The following is a 15,042-nucleotide window of genomic DNA, read 5'->3' as shown; positions in this document are numbered from 1 at the left end:
GGTTGTGTTTTAAAATTAACTTGAGCGGAGAAATTATACCGCCAAAAACTACAATTATACTATGTTTACTTCTGGTGGTGGCGATATAAGATTTAGGTGAGGTTTTGGGTATTTTTTTATGTAATACCCTAAATTGTCTTCAGTTTCAGTTAGTGCAAAAGAAGACTCCAAATAGGGGTTTTCAAAAAACAACTTCTCGCAGTTTTTTGTTTTTTCATGTCCTTTTTCTTCTTCTTCAGCAGATGTATAATACATTGAAATATCAATAGAACTATCAATAAGCGTTACTATTGTTGGCGTTGTTAAAAACACCACAAAAATAAACGAGAAAAATATTGATATTATACGAACAGACACTTTAGTGTTGAAGTTTGGTTACAAACAAATATAGGTTAATAATTATTAATTTACTATTAAAAATCTTTCAACAATTTTATGTCTTCAGAATTTATCCACCCTGTTTTACCATCGGCTAATTCAATTTTTTTCCAATTATTATAAGTTTCAAGAACTTGTACTTTGGTGCCTTCGTGCAGCCTAAAAGCTTCTTCGCTTCGTAAATTGGGGTCTGTTTTAATTTTTGCTTCTTGTACAAAAACTATAGCCGGATTATTTTTTTTGTCTATGCTAAACTTATGAAATGCAAATGCTAAGGTTATAAAAGTACCCGTTAATGCAATAATACTACTAATAAATGTTAGTCTTTTTACAACTGTTAAAAATGAAAAATAATACACTAAAAACAATATAACAAAGCAAAAAACTAATACTACTGCAACTGTAGCCCAAGTATCAAAAGTAAAAGCATTGGTGGTACTTTTAACTAATTTTGAAAAACCAGCATCGGGTACAACATCAATGGCATCAATAGTCATATTTTTAGCAAAAGCAATGTTGTTTTTAATATCAGTATCATTTGGGTTTAACATTAATGCTTTTTCATAGTAATAAATACTAGGAGCTATGTTATTAAGTTTATAGTGCGCATTGGCTAGGTTAAAATATAAGTCTGCCGAATGCTTTTCAGTATTTAAAACAGCCATGTATTTATCAATGGCTTCTGCATATTTTTCTTGATTGTAAAGCGCGTTGCCTTGTGCAAACAAATCTTGGTTTTGTGCATTAATACCAAAACTTGAAAAAGCAATTAATATGTGAATTATATATTTCATTAGTGCTTCAATTTGTTTTGTTTGGCTTTATTTTGCTTGTTTATCAATTAACGAAATGGTTGTTGCTGCTTTTTCGTAATCTTCTTGCATTGTTACCGTATCAATGGGTGTATATCTTGCAAGCTCACAGTTTTCAATAATACCAATAAATTGGTTTATGGTAGTTTCATCTACTTGTTTTTCTTTAAGTAGTGTGGTTATTTTTTCTTTGCTAAAATCACTGGTTTCAATATGTAATTTTGCTTTTAAATAATTATGCAATGCTTTTTCTAAAGCAATGTAAAACGCTTCTTTTTGACCCAACGATTTTTTAGCACCTTTTAAATATTTTCTGGCTAATTTATCGGCTTTTCTAATACGGTTTCCATAAACATCGGCATCTCTACTTGCTTTTTTATTTCTTATAAAAATAGCTAACGGAATAGCCAAAAATGGCAGCAACAATAAACTCCAAAAAAGTGATGTTTTAAAGAAATAAGCTTCTTTTATATTTTGAAAACTGGTTTTGGTTTTTATAAATGCAAACTGATTATTATTTGCAATTACCACTTGTTTATTAGTATTTGCTACTGCATTATTTTCTGTATTTGTGTTTGAAGTTGGCCCGTTTAACACGTTTATTACAATTTCATCACTTGATAGCCTTTTGTAGCTTTCGGTTTTTAAATCGAAATACGAAAAGGAAATACTTGGTATTGGATATTTGCCTTTATATTGTGGTACTACGGTATAACTATCAGAAATAAAACCGTTCATACCTGATAAATTTGTTTTCACATTTTCAGTATGTTCAGGCTCAAAAACCTCTAAAGAACTTGGTAACGATACTTTTGGCAACTTAAATAATTTTAAATTTCCGTTACCTTTAACACTTACTTTTACTTGTAAAGATTCTGTGGCATCAAGTTCTGTTTTTGATGTCGAAACATCTAAATTAAAATCACCTACTGCTCCCGTAAAATCTAGCGGTTTGCCTGTTTCTGGCAAGGCTTTAACTTGTATGGTTTTATTACCTGCAGAAATGGTTCTGTTAACCCGTGTCATTAACAAACTACCAAAAATATCGCGCCTGTTTGTGGGCACACGCATTGCAATATCTAGCGTTAGTGGCTCAATATTTAATTTACCTGTTTTTTGCGGATAAAGCACCGTTTTTCTTAAAACTAAATAACGATAATCTTCACCTTTATAAGTGCCATTTTGTACCTTTTGGCCTTGTGTACTAATATTATGACTCCAAAAATCGTTGTAGTGCGGACTATCAATTTCATTCCAATTATCTACCGCTATTTTTGGTGACACATATAATTTGTAAACTACGGTAATAGCCTCATTTAAATATGGGTTGGTTTTTGAAACTTCGGCAACTAAATGAATATTTTCTGAAGCTATAAAATTAGGATCATTAGGGTCTTTTGGAATATCAACCGCTGCGGTAACCTCAACCTTAACAGGTGTAGTTTTATAAGTTTCGCCTTTTATTGTTATAGTGGCTTGTTGTATGGTAAAAACACCTCTTTTTTTAGGTGATAAAAAATAGGTGTATGTTTTTTTATAGGTTCTTACGCCGTTTATCCAAGAATTACTTACCGATTGACTAGGACCTGCAACAACGGTGAAATTATTAAAACTTGGCGGATTAAAATTATCGCCATCTTCATTCATTTCAAACTCTATTCGCAAGCGTTCATTTACACCAAGTTTAGTTTTGCTTACTTTGGCTTCAAACTTAACTTGTGCTAAAGTTATGCTTGAAACTAGTAATAAAATTAGTATTGATATATATTTTTTAAACGTCATAATGATAATTTACAGGTTTAGATTTACAAGACTTTTGTTGTAATTCATTTTACCAGTCTTTATCAGTTTTTACTTTTATACCTTTTTGCTTTTCGGCGTTCATTTTTTCTTGAACTTTTTGTTCTTGATTATTCATGGCCTCTAGCAAGTTTTTTATTTGTTGTGGCGACATTTTTCCTGGTTGTGGCTTTGGCGGTTGCTTTTTTTCATCATCTTTTTTATCGCCTTGTTTACCTTTATCCTCTTTTTCATCTTCAGGCTTGCCGTTTTCATCTTCTTTGTCTTCACCTTCTTTTTCTTTCTCGTCGCCTTCGTCTTTATTTTCTTGTTCGTCTTTGTTATCTCCTTCGTTATCGTTGTTTTTATTCTTGTCTTCGTTTTGGTCTTTTTCCTCTTGGTCTTCTTTGTTTTCTTGGTTATTATCGTCTTCGTTTTGGTCTTTATTTTCTTGTTCATTTTTAGCGCACTCTTTTGCTAAGGCCAAATTGTAACGTGTTTCATCATCAGTTGGGTTATTTCTTAATGCGTTTTTATAAGCTTCAACAGCTTCTGTGCATTTTTTATTTTGCATTAAAATATTACCAATATTGTGAAATGCTTTATGTTTTTCTGCTTTTGAAGCGCTCTTGTTAGCTGCTTCTTGGTGGCGGTATAAGGCTTCTTCTAAATTGCCCGATTTGTAATAGGCATTGCCTAAATTATAGCTTCCTGAAATAGAATTTGGGTTTTGTGATATGGCTTTACGGTATTCCATTTCTGCCAACACAAAATCTTCTTCAATAACTTTATTACCTTCATAAACAAAGTTATTAGCCTTTTGTAAAGCCAATAATTCCTGTTTGTTTTCTTTGTTGTTTTGCGCAAAAGAAACTGCTACAAACAGTGTTAATATTAATGGTAGTAAACGTTTCATTTTTTTATGTTTCAATATTTTAATATATAAAACCTTGTGTTGTTTTTAGTTAAATTATTTATAAATTCTCATTGAACAAATTGAGCTTTTTTAACCATGCTGTTTTACGTTCTAGTAAAAACACATCAATTAATAAAAAGAATACGCCAAAGGCTAAAAACCATTGAAATTGGTCTTTAAAATCTGCAAATTGTTTGGCTTCAAATTCTGTTTTATCCATGTTGGTTAAAATGTCTCTTATATTTTCAACAACATTGTTTGTATTTTTCCCGTTTATGTATGCGCCATTAGCCTCTTGCGCTATAGCTTGCAAGGTTTCTTCGTTTAAACGTGTTATAACGGTTTCACCTTGTTGATCTTTTTTATAATTTAAAACCACACCATTACGTTTTATGGGTATTGGGCCACCTTTGGCATCACCAACACCAATGGTGAAAATTCTAATACCCTCTTCACTGGCTTGTTCTGCAACTGCTGCAGCTTCTTCGGTGTGGTCTTCACCATCAGAAATAATAATTAAAACGCGGTTAGTTTGCTCTTCGTCATTAAAATAAGTTGATGCTAATTTTATGGCTTCGCTAATAGCTGTTCCTTGTGATGAAAGCATATCGGTATTCATGCCTTGTAAAAACATTTTTGCCGAAGCATAATCTGTTGTAATGGGTAACTGCGGAAAAGCTTTACCTGCGTAAGCTATTATACCAACTCTATCACTAGCTAAGTTGTTTATTATTTGTGTTACAAGTTGTTTTGATTTCTCTAACCTGTTTGGTGCAATATCTTCGGCTAGCATACTTTTTGATACATCAACTGCAAAAACAATATCTACACCTTCGCGCTTAACAGTTTCTAATTTAGTACCAATTTTAGGGTTTACAAGCGCCAAGGTTAAACATAAAAATGCTAAACTTAAAACTATAATTTTTAATACTGATTTGAATAGCGACGTATTTGGGCTTAACCTTTTTAACAAGGCTTTATCTGAAAACTTACGTTGTGTTTTGTGTTTCCAAATTTGAAGCACCACAAAGAATAGTATGATTACCGGAATAACCAACAGTGCCCAAAACCATATTTTTTCTTCTAATTGATACATGTATTAATATTCATAAAAAAATTAAAAAATTCAACTTAAAAGTTATACAAAACTTCTGAAAACAGAGAACCTTAGCAAGACTTCTATCAGTAAAAATACACCTGCTAGCAATACTAATGGCCTGTATTTTTCATCGTAATTATAAAATTTGAATTCTTCAATTTCAGTTTTTTCAAGTTTATTTATTTCTTTATAAATGTCTTCTAGTTTTTTATTGTTTGTGGCTCTAAAATATTCGCCACCGGTTGCTTTGGCAATTTCTTTTAGTAAATCTTCATCAATTTCAACTTGTATACGCCCATATTGAAAGCTTCCGTTAGGCAATATACCAACTGGCGATAATGCCATACCATTAGTACCTAAGCCAATTGTATAGGTTTTTATACCATACTCTACGGCTAACTCGCTTGCGGTGATAGGGTCTATAAAACCTGCATTGTTTACACCATCGGTTAATAAAATGATAACTTTACTTTTGGCTTTACTGTCTTTTAAGCGGTTTACAGCCGTTGCTAAACCCATACCAATTGCCGTACCACTTTCTATAATATTATTGTATTTTATGCTTTTTAAGGCTCTTAATACTATGGCTTTATCACTAGTAATTGGTGTTTTAGTGTAACTTTCGCCAGCATATTCAACAAGGCCAATACGGTCGTTTGGCCTGCCTTTTATAAATTCTGCGGCTACTTTTTTTAGGGCTTCTAACCTGTTTGGCGATAAATCTTTAGCTAACATACTTGCCGAAACATCAATAGCCATAACAATGTCTATACCTTTAGTTGTTTTTGTTTTTGTTGAAACATCAACCGTTTGTGGTCTTGCCAACGCTGTTATTAAAAGCGTTAATGCTAAAAGCCTTAAAACAAACAACGCATGCCTAAATTTTGGCAACCAAGAATTAGTAACTTTAAATCCTTTTAAGGTTGATATTTTAAGTTCGGCTGTTTGTTTTTTGTGTTTAAAAATATACCAAAGTATAAGTAGTGGTAATGCTAAAAGCAACCAAAACCATTGTTTATTTAAAAATTGAACGCCTTCTATCATTTGCTTTCTTCTTTTTTAAGTTCTATTGAATTTAAAATGCGCTCTACAATTTGGTCTGCATAAGTGTCATTATCTCGCCATGTTAATACTACTTGTTGCATAACATTTTGGGCTGTAAAACCTAAAATAACATACTTACCATTTTCTAAATTACTTGTACCAGGTATTGGCATGCTAAGTGTACCAAATACTTTTAGGCCTTGGGCTCCGTTTGGTGTTTCAAACTTTTCGTTTTTAGTTATTATATTTTTTGCACCAGCAGCTTCATACAATTTTAAATTACCTTCAATAGCTTGCTGTACATCTATTTTTTTTTCGCCTAGGTTTTTGTATTTACTTGTGGCAACTACAACATTAAATTTATCTATTAAACTACCGTAACCAAAGGTTGTAATATCTACTTGTTGTTTTAACTCGTCTGGCATATTAGCATCCATACGTTTTAAAACTTTTGGTGTTGAAATTGATACTGGCGGAAAACCATATTCACTAGTTACCCAGTTACCCTCTAAAAGCTCTTTACTTGGGTGCCCAACAATGGTATCTTTCACATAATTAAACCCATATTTTATTGAAAATGCACCAAGGGTTGCTAGCAATAAAAACAGACAAATTGCAACGGTAATAATTACTTTTTTGCGTTTCTTTTTTTGCGCCTGTTCTTTGCGGTATTGCTCATCTAGTAATTTTTCTTCTTCATCAGGTTCAGGCAATACCTCTTTTACGTGATCAATTTCTGCATCAATAGTATTTCTATCTAATTCGGCTAAAGCAATATCGGGCGCTGATTTGGCAAATTTTACTAAATCGGCACGCTTCAAAATACTTTCAATATTTTTTATAGTTTCAGCACTTAAATCTATTTTATTGCCTTGTTTTAAAAGGCTAAGTCTTGTAACCAGCTCATCGGTAGTACTTTCTAATGCGTGGTCGTATACTTTTTCGTCTAAATATTTTCTAATTACTAAAGTAAGTTCAGAATAATATGTTTTTAAATCTGCGTGCGCTAAATAATGGCTTTCGTCTAGTTTTTTTAATGCTAATTTAGCTCTATCATATGGTGGTAAAAGTGCTATTTGCTCTGCTTCGGTTAATGGTTTTTTTCTCCAAATAAACCACCAAAGTATAGCCCCAACCGCTCCAATAATTAACAGTGTTATTAAAAGATATTTTAACCAATTACCGCTTGTTTTATCTACTTCAATAATTGGTTTTATGTCATACAAACCTTGTTTTGTGGTATCTACAACAATATTGTTTACGGTAACTTGTAAAGAATCTGTAAAAAATGTTTTGTTGCCTACCAGTATTTTTTGCTTAGGAATGGTATATGCGCCAGAATCAAATTGTGTTAAACCGTATTTTTTTATTAGGCTGTATTTGCTATTCTTTTTAACGGTATCAACAGCGTAAGATTCTATCATTTCTAATGGAGAAAATGTTTGCCCTTCGGGGAACACCACCAATTGCGTAGTATCTGTTTCAACTTGAACTTTAAAAGTTATTTGCTCGCCAATTTTTATAGCTGTGGAATCTATTGACGATGTAACTTGAGCTAATAAGGCATTGGTTATTAGTAAAAAGGCAATTGTTAGCATTAACGACTGCTTTTTATTAAGTATTATTTTATGAAACTTATTCCTTATCACTTTTAATTTTAAACTTAAATTATCCTCTTCTTTTAAAATAGCCTAACAACTTTTTTACATAGCTTTCATCTACTCTACAATCTATAGAGCCTGCGCCAGATTTATTGAAACTGTTTTTGTAATAGTCTACTTTTTCTTTGTAAAACTTAGCGTAATTGTGCCTCACTTTTTTTGATGATGTGTTTACTAACATAAGCTCACCAGTTTCTTCATCTTGCATTTGTACCATACCTAAATTTGGTATGTTTTCTTCGCGCTTATCAAACACCCTAATACCGGTAACATCGTGCTTACCTGATACAATTTTCATGGTACGTTGGTAATCATCTGCAATAAAATCTGAAAGTATAAACACAATGGCTTTCTTTTTCATGACGTTTGATAAGAATTTTAAAGCTTCGGCTACATTGGTTTGCTTACTTTCTGGCTGAAACTCTATTAATTCGCGTATAATTCTAAGCACATGTGAGCGTCCTTTTTTAGGCGGAATGTAAAGCTCAACCTTATCAGAAAATAAAATAAGCCCTATTTTATCGTTATTTTGTGTTGCCGAAAATGCTAAAGTTGCTGCAATTTCAGTTACTACTTCGTTTTTAAATTGCTGTTCTGTACCAAAAAACTCAGAGCCTGAAACATCAACCATAAGCATCATGGTTAATTCGCGTTCTTCTTCAAAAACTTTTACAAATGGCTCATTGTATCTGGCAGTAACATTCCAGTCTATATTTCTAACATCATCACCAAATTGATACTGGCGTACTTCAGAAAACGTCATACCGCGCCCTTTGAAGGTAGAGTGGTATTCGCCTCCAAAAACATGATCAGACAAACGGCGTGTCTTAATCTCTATTTTGCGTACTTTTTTTAGTAATTCTTTAGTATCCATAGTTTAATTGTCTATTGAATATTTATTATTGATTATTAACTCTCAATAATCAATTGGCAATTATCAATTGAGCAATTTTAAGGTACTTCAATTTCGTTTACTATTTTGTTTATAATGTCTAATGAAGTTACGTTTTCGGCTTCGGCTTCGTAGGTAATACCAATTCTGTGGCGCAGTACATCATGCACTACAGCCCTAACGTCTTCTGGAATTACGTAACCTCTTCGTTTTATAAATGCAAAACATTTGGCTGCGGTTGCTAAATTTATACTTCCGCGAGGTGACGCTCCAAAAGAAATTAATGGTTTTAAGTCTGCCAATTTATATTTTTCAGGATATCTGGTAGCAAAAATGATATCTAAAATGTATTTTTCAATTTTTTCATCCATGTAAACCTCTTTTACTGCTTTTTGTGCGTTTAATATTTGTTGCACAGAAACCACAGGGTTTACTTTTTCAAAAGCACCTTTTAGGTTAGCTCTAATAATAAGTTGCTCTTCATCAATTTTAGGGTAATCTATAACGGTTTTTAGCATAAAACGGTCTACTTGCGCTTCGGGCAACGGGTAGGTTCCTTCTTGCTCAACAGGGTTTTGGGTTGCCATTACTAAAAACGGTTTGTCTAGTATAAAAGTTTCATCACCAATGGTAACTTGCTTTTCTTGCATAGCTTCTAATAAGGCCGATTGTACTTTTGCTGGCGCACGGTTTATCTCATCAGCTAATACAAAGTTTGCAAAAATAGGTCCTTTTTTTATTGAGAAATCGTTTTCTTTTATGTTGTAAATTAATGTACCAACAACATCGGCTGGTAATAAATCGGGGGTAAATTGTATTCTGCTAAAACTACCATCAACCGCTTGTGAGAGCGTGTTAATTGCTAGTGTTTTTGCTAGCCCAGGCACACCTTCAAGCAAAATATGCCCTTGCCCAAGCAAACCAATTAGCAAACGTTCTACCATATGCTTTTGGCCCACAATAACCTTGTTCATTTCTAGCATGAGTAAATCTACAAAAGCACTTTCTTTTTCAATCTTTTCGTTAATAGACTTAATATCAATTGTACCAGTTTCTTGCATCATTTTTAATTTTTTTGAAGCCCGAATATAATAAGCTTCATTGAGTGTTGCAAATTGTTAAAATTTTTACGGACTTGCTGTTAAAAATTGGTTAAAAATATTAAGCAAAAATGCCGTATTATCAGTAGTTTGCATATAAATTAAATTGAAATTGTATTACGTGCTATTTTTAATCTCTTTTAAGTATTTTTATACAGCAATTAAACCTACCTAAATGAATATAACTTACTTATTAGGAGCTGGAGCTAGTTACGATGCATTACCTGTAGTAAAGGGAATACCTGATGCCTTAGACAATTTTGCTAAACAATTTAATCCAGAAGAACCACCTTCAGAAAGCAAAAAAAACATAGCTCGATCAAAACTCCATGACTTAATCAATGAAAAACAAAAAATAGAATATTATAAAAAAATTAAGGCATTCCATAAAGATATCTTATGGCTTAAATCTGAATCTGAAAAACATACTAGTATTGACACTTTTGCTAAAAAACTTTATTTACAAGGAGCAAAATATGACTTAAAAAGACTAAAAACAATACTGTCTTGTTTCTTCTTGTATTTACAAACTAAATCTTTTGACAAAAGATATGACAGCTTCTTTGCATCAATATTAGACAACCTTAGTGAACTCCCTGGAAAAATAAAAATACTTTCATGGAATTATGATTCTCAATTAGAAATTGCATTTAGCAACTTTTCTAATGGAACAACAAAAGAAGCTAAAAGTATACTCAAAATGCATTCAAAAGGAGATTTAATTTTTAATTCATATGAAGCTAATGAATTTTGTGTTTACAAAATAAATGGCACAACTAATGTTCAAAAAGGAAGTTTTAATGTAGATAGCATTCTAGCTGATTTCGATGAAAACGATTCTTCTGTTATTAATTCATTTTTAAAACTACATGGGCAATTAGAAGTGAGCAATTACAGTCCTAATATGACATTTGCTTGGGAGGATTTTAATACTGAAAAAGGCTTTTTTCCTAATCTAAATCACTCTGTTTGTGAGACTGAAATTCTAATTGTTATAGGCTACTCTTTTCCGTTTTTTAATAGAAAAGTTGATAAATTTATTCTTGATTCAATGCCTAAACTTAAAACAATATACGTACAAGACCCCAACCATGCTGAAGATATAATTGAAAAGATAAAAGGAATTAAACCGTGGCAAACTACCATTACTAAATCCAATACATTTAAACCTCAAAAAGAAGTTATTGATAAAATTACATTTATACCGAAAAAATTCGTTGACCAATTTTTTATTCCAATGGAGTTTTAAACTTTAAAAAATTGTTTTCTCAAGAAATAGCCACCATGATTAACAAACGCCTACTTATTAAACACCTTTTGGCTCATAATGATGAAAACAGTTTTTATGACAAAAAACGAAAGGTTGATATTAGCCACAAAGAGGGAAAGGCCAAATTTTTAAAACACATTTGTGCTCTATCTAACAGTAACCCAAAAAACAATGCCTACATTGTAATTGGTGTTGAAGATGAAGACAATAACATTGTTGGTGTTGATTTTTTTGACGACAGCAAAATACAAAACCTTATTAACGCCTACCTAACCAGCCCACCCATTGTACAATATGAAAATATACCTTTTCCGCATTTACCAGATGATAAAGTAGTAGGCTTAGTAACCATAAGACCAACCGGCAAACTCACATCACTTAGAAAAAATATTTGGAAATATTACGGTGGCTCTGTGTTTTTTAGAGATGGCAGCATGAGTATGCCCAAAGTGTTTGATATTGAAGTAAAAGATGTAAACTCAAAAATTGTTGAAGCTATTGAAAACAATGCCCAAAATAATATTGAGCATACACTAAATGGTGTTTTTCATTTTATGAACAAACGTAAAGACTACAATGCAAAATACAAAGTTTTTAAAGAGTATTTTGTACTGTGTTGGAGCGGACAAAAAAAGGTTGTAAAAAACGAAACGTTTTACTCTAGAGTTGATATTGAATTGATAAACGAGCAAGTTCGCCTATTTTTCTCAGCACTTGATGAAGTTTCAATTGTTTACAACGAAGACAGCTTTAAAATTGTTGAATACGTAAACTTAGGACTTCAAAATAAACGCAAATACTACAAACTTGAAGAAACCCATATTAAGTTTGAAAACAATGCCAATTACAACATTGAAACCAAGCTTTTATTTGAACCACCAGAGTTTGATAAAAAAGTACTGCACCATATTTACAACACAAACAACGCCATACTAAGTAAACTAAAAAAAGGAGCAATATTAACAAAAAATGAAGAGGCTGATTTGTTAAACCTACCGGCTACTTATTTAATTTGCTACTTAAATTTGTTTCATGATGCTATAAACAAACTAAAAGAAGCCAAACCATATTTAAAACAACACAACTTAAAAGTATATCAATTATACAAAGAAACCATGCGTATTTTACGAAAAGTAAAATATAGCTAGTTTTCTCACAAAACTTAACCTTTAGTTAACGTTAAAACTTTGTTAAAAACAAAAAACACTTTACTTTTGCACTGCTATTAATCTTTTTAAGATATAACCTTGTTTCTCCCATAAAATTTGGCATTGAAGCAAGGTTTTTTTATTTATATAAAATTGAGTTGCTTAAATGATTTTTTAAGTACTTTTTCATCACTCACATTTAACCACTTGTTTAAAACGGTAGCATAAATAGTTCTAAAATCTATTTCAAATTTTAAATCGCCATTAGCATCTAAATTTTCTAAATTGGCCATGTTGTTATACAATCCTGGTTTACGTAATTGATTACCAATTATAAATAAATTATTAGCTGTACCATGATCTGTGCCTACACTGGCATTTTGTTTTACACGCCTACCAAATTCAGAAAAAGTTAAAATTAAGGTATCATCAAAAGTTCCTCCGGCTTGTAAATCTTGTACAAAGGTTTCAATACCATCAGCATATTGGGTTAATAATCTTTTTTGTGTACCCAATTGGTTTACATGTGTATCAAAACCATTTAATGACGCGTAATACACTTTAGTTTCTAAATGTGAATTTATAAATTGAGCCGTAGTTTTTAATTGTCTTCCAAATTTATTCTTGGGATATTCTTTTTTTGAAGTTACTGTTTTACTGGTTTCAAAAATATATTTTGCAGATGAATGTGCTTCAATCATAGACTTGTATAAATACCCTAAATTATGTTCACTTAAATGCGTATCATTTTGATGTTGTTGCAAGTTTTTAAAATACGGGTCTCTAGATAAATTGAATAAAGCCTTAGCATCTTGTGTTGCAATGGCATTGGTAGTTTCGCCTTTCATTGCTAAAGATAAACTCTCGTTAATTTCAATTGCTGAATGCGGATTTTTACCATAAGCATCTAAATAACGCCCTATCCATCCGCTTTGTGAATACTCATTAGAATCTACTGCAGTTTGCCAAATATCCATAGACCTAAAGTGCGATCTGTTTGGGTTGGGGTACCCTACATTGTTTATTATGGTTAAAAGTCCATTGTCATAAAGTCTATTTAAAGGCGCTAAACTAGGGTGTAAACCAACCTCATCTGTTAACTTTAACACTTCATTTTTAGCAATACTTAAAGACGGACGTTTTTTGTAATACACATCGTTATTAAAAGGAACAACGGTATTTAAACCATCATTTCCGCCAGATAATTGAATAATTACCAAACGCTTATAACCTAAACTTGTACTAGCAACATTTTCAAAAGCTTTTACAAAACTTGGAACAAAAAATAAGCTACTTGCTAATGATGATTGTTTTAAAAATTTTCTTCTATCCATAAAATAGTTTTTCTAATGTAAAATTCTTTTTAAGATTCCCGCTTTTACGAGAATGACAACTTCAACGGATACCCCAATAAAATTATTGAGGAATTCTTTTTTAACTAACACATTTGATATTCTGGTAAAGACATTAATTGCACACAGTATTCCTGTTTTGAGGTTTTCTGTAAAGTGCTTAAATAGTTTTTGGCTGCTGGTGAAGTTTCACAAGCCAAAATATAGTTTTCTAATTGGTTTATTGGTACGTTTTCAAACTGTTTATTAAAGTAATTCCAGTTGCTTTCAACCTTAAATCTTTTACCATAATGCTTTTTAAACATCTTTTTTCTTTGCTCCATTTGGTCATCATTTTGCCCTTTTTTAGCTTTAGAAATATAGGCGCTGTTTAATAGTAAAGACGGTAATTTTAACCTTAAAGTTATGGTATTACTATCAATCCAGTTTTTTCCACCTTTCCAACCTGCAACATTGGGTGGATCTAAAAGTACCTGACCTAAAGAGCGTTGTAAATAAATAAACTGCTTTTTGTTATTAAATTTTGTAGGCACCACATTGTTAATACCAACTAGTAACTCTATTGGTGATTTAATTTTGTTTCCAATATTTACATCATCATAAAACCATGGTGCATTGCATACAAACTGCATTAAGTTGTTTATGTTATAGTCTTTATAAAACACATTGGTCATGGCTTTAACATGAGTTTTATTTAAAGTATCATTAACAAAATAGCGGTATATTTTTTCGCAAATAAATTCTGCACAGCGTTTTTCTTCTAAAATAATATCTACAATATCTTCGCCTTTAAAATTACCTGTTTTGCCAAAAAAAGTTTTACTACCGTAATCGTGCAGGCCTTTTCTAAAGAAAAAATTTCCATGAATATCATGCGAATATCCTGTAAAAGCTTTAGCCGCTTCTTTAATGTCTTGCTCTGTATAATTACCAACACCTAAAGTGAAAAGCTCCATTAATTCTCGGGCAAAATTTTCGTTTGGCTTTTGTTTTTTATTCTGTTTGGTATTGAGGTATTTGGTCATTGCTGCTTCTTTTGAAACCGCATTTACAAAGGCTCTAAAATCTCCCAAAGCATATTTTCTTATGGTGTTATGGTAATTTTCTCTGTAAATGTAATTATTGTCTTCGCACACAAAATGATTACTCCAAAACAAGGTCATTTTTTCTCTTACTAATTCTGAAGTGTTAGACATTCTTTCAACCCAAGCCATGTTAAGTTTAGGTGCTAAATCTCTACTTAATTTTTGAATTTCTCTTATATTCTCTTTAGCTGTTATATAAGAATTACCTATTAAATTTTTAATTTCTGAAACATCTTGTTTTATAGGAGATACCGTTTTTGAAGCATTAAACAGATTGTTTACAACAGTATTTCTGTTCATTTTAGATAGCTTTTCTAAATCATTTGGTAAAATACCAAAACCCAACCTATTGTATAAATGCTTAATATGCTTTTGTTTCATGGTAATACTATTTTAAATGAACAACTAAATGTTAATATAACCCTTTAGACTGCAATAAATTAAAAAGGTTTAATTATGAAAGATATAAAAAAAGCTGTTTCAAAACACGAAACAGCTTTTTTTAA

General features: G+C 31.6%; 13 protein-coding genes. 2 read left to right on the top strand and 11 right to left on the bottom strand.

Going from position 1 to position 15,042, the window contains the following annotated elements:
- Nucleotides 1–54: 54 nt before the first annotated feature.
- From ACYX4H_RS06235 to ACYX4H_RS06195, 9 genes are all read right to left on the bottom strand, one after another.
- Nucleotides 55–357 (bottom strand): hypothetical protein, encoded by a 303-nt coding sequence (locus ACYX4H_RS06235; protein ID WP_475294898.1) that lies wholly within the window; start codon nt 355–357, stop codon nt 55–57.
- A gap of 56 nt (nt 358–413) precedes the next feature.
- Nucleotides 414–1,172: a tetratricopeptide repeat protein gene (locus ACYX4H_RS06230; RefSeq protein WP_476238349.1), complete on the bottom strand. Its 759-nt coding sequence runs from the start codon at nt 1,170–1,172 to the stop codon at nt 414–416.
- A gap of 27 nt (nt 1,173–1,199) precedes the next feature.
- A complete protein-coding gene (locus ACYX4H_RS06225; protein ID WP_476238348.1) occupies nt 1,200–2,972 on the bottom strand; it encodes a BatD family protein in 1,773 nt (590 codons plus the stop codon).
- Nucleotides 2,973–3,021: 49 nt separating this feature from the next.
- Nucleotides 3,022–3,885: a tetratricopeptide repeat protein gene (locus tag ACYX4H_RS06220; RefSeq protein ID WP_476238347.1), complete on the bottom strand. Its 864-nt coding sequence runs from the start codon at nt 3,883–3,885 to the stop codon at nt 3,022–3,024.
- 58 nt (nt 3,886–3,943) lie between these two features.
- Entirely contained in the window at nt 3,944–4,981 is a 1,038-nt protein-coding gene (locus ACYX4H_RS06215; RefSeq protein ID WP_476238346.1) for a vWA domain-containing protein, read from the bottom strand.
- Between the two features lie 42 nt (nt 4,982–5,023).
- Nucleotides 5,024–6,028, bottom strand: coding sequence for a vWA domain-containing protein (locus tag ACYX4H_RS06210; RefSeq protein ID WP_476238345.1), 1,005 nt, complete (start codon nt 6,026–6,028; stop codon nt 5,024–5,026).
- On the bottom strand, nt 6,025–7,626 hold the full coding sequence (locus ACYX4H_RS06205) for a hypothetical protein (protein ID WP_476238344.1): 1,602 nt from the start codon (nt 7,624–7,626) through the stop codon (nt 6,025–6,027). The genes ACYX4H_RS06210 and ACYX4H_RS06205 overlap by 4 nt, the downstream gene beginning before the upstream one ends.
- 70 nt (nt 7,627–7,696) lie before the next feature.
- Nucleotides 7,697–8,563, bottom strand: a complete 867-nt coding sequence (locus ACYX4H_RS06200; RefSeq protein ID WP_475294905.1) for a DUF58 domain-containing protein — start codon at nt 8,561–8,563, stop codon at nt 7,697–7,699.
- A 77-nt stretch (nt 8,564–8,640) separates the two neighbouring features.
- A complete protein-coding gene (locus tag ACYX4H_RS06195; RefSeq protein WP_475295241.1) occupies nt 8,641–9,642 on the bottom strand; it encodes an AAA family ATPase in 1,002 nt (333 codons plus the stop codon).
- Between the two features lie 214 nt (nt 9,643–9,856).
- On the opposite strand from ACYX4H_RS06195, the gene ACYX4H_RS06190 reads away from it, so the two are divergent.
- Nucleotides 9,857–10,930 (top strand): hypothetical protein, encoded by a 1,074-nt coding sequence (locus ACYX4H_RS06190; protein ID WP_476238343.1) that lies wholly within the window; start codon nt 9,857–9,859, stop codon nt 10,928–10,930.
- A gap of 35 nt (nt 10,931–10,965) precedes the next feature.
- Nucleotides 10,966–12,099 (top strand): DUF5929 domain-containing protein, encoded by a 1,134-nt coding sequence (locus ACYX4H_RS06185; protein ID WP_476238635.1) that lies wholly within the window; start codon nt 10,966–10,968, stop codon nt 12,097–12,099.
- A gap of 143 nt (nt 12,100–12,242) precedes the next feature.
- Here the strand turns inward: ACYX4H_RS06185 and ACYX4H_RS06180 are convergent, their stop codons facing one another.
- Nucleotides 12,243–13,433 carry a DUF1501 domain-containing protein gene (locus tag ACYX4H_RS06180; protein WP_476238342.1) on the bottom strand — a complete coding sequence of 397 codons (1,191 nt, stop codon included), beginning with the start codon at nt 13,431–13,433 and terminating at the stop codon, nt 12,243–12,245.
- Between the two features lie 104 nt (nt 13,434–13,537).
- Entirely contained in the window at nt 13,538–14,917 is a 1,380-nt protein-coding gene (locus ACYX4H_RS06175) for a DUF1800 domain-containing protein (RefSeq protein WP_476238341.1), read from the bottom strand.
- Between the last annotated feature and the right edge of the window lie 125 nt (nt 14,918–15,042).

The sequence above is a fragment of the Seonamhaeicola sp. ABD4_340 genome, assembly GCF_056312135.1.
This window is presented reverse-complemented; position numbering and strand designations above follow the sequence as displayed.

What these genes read in the sequence shown, in the direction of transcription:
- ACYX4H_RS06180 (WP_476238342.1), bottom strand. Translation starts at nt 13,433, where the DNA reads ATGGATAGAAGAAAATTTTTAAAACAATCATCATTAGCAAGTAGCTTA.
- ACYX4H_RS06200 (WP_475294905.1), bottom strand. Translation starts at nt 8,563, where the DNA reads ATGGATACTAAAGAATTACTAAAAAAAGTACGCAAAATAGAGATTAAG.
- ACYX4H_RS06215 (WP_476238346.1), bottom strand. Translation starts at nt 4,981, where the DNA reads ATGTATCAATTAGAAGAAAAAATATGGTTTTGGGCACTGTTGGTTATT.
- ACYX4H_RS06230 (WP_476238349.1), bottom strand. Translation starts at nt 1,172, where the DNA reads ATGAAATATATAATTCACATATTAATTGCTTTTTCAAGTTTTGGTATT.
- ACYX4H_RS06175 (WP_476238341.1), bottom strand. Translation starts at nt 14,917, where the DNA reads ATGAAACAAAAGCATATTAAGCATTTATACAATAGGTTGGGTTTTGGT.
- ACYX4H_RS06195 (WP_475295241.1), bottom strand. Translation starts at nt 9,642, where the DNA reads ATGCAAGAAACTGGTACAATTGATATTAAGTCTATTAACGAAAAGATT.
- ACYX4H_RS06185 (WP_476238635.1), top strand. Translation starts at nt 10,966, where the DNA reads ATGATTAACAAACGCCTACTTATTAAACACCTTTTGGCTCATAATGAT.
- ACYX4H_RS06210 (WP_476238345.1), bottom strand. Translation starts at nt 6,028, where the DNA reads ATGATAGAAGGCGTTCAATTTTTAAATAAACAATGGTTTTGGTTGCTT.
- ACYX4H_RS06225 (WP_476238348.1), bottom strand. Translation starts at nt 2,972, where the DNA reads ATGACGTTTAAAAAATATATATCAATACTAATTTTATTACTAGTTTCA.
- ACYX4H_RS06190 (WP_476238343.1), top strand. Translation starts at nt 9,857, where the DNA reads ATGAATATAACTTACTTATTAGGAGCTGGAGCTAGTTACGATGCATTA.
- ACYX4H_RS06220 (WP_476238347.1), bottom strand. Translation starts at nt 3,885, where the DNA reads ATGAAACGTTTACTACCATTAATATTAACACTGTTTGTAGCAGTTTCT.
- ACYX4H_RS06205 (WP_476238344.1), bottom strand. Translation starts at nt 7,626, where the DNA reads ATGCTAACAATTGCCTTTTTACTAATAACCAATGCCTTATTAGCTCAA.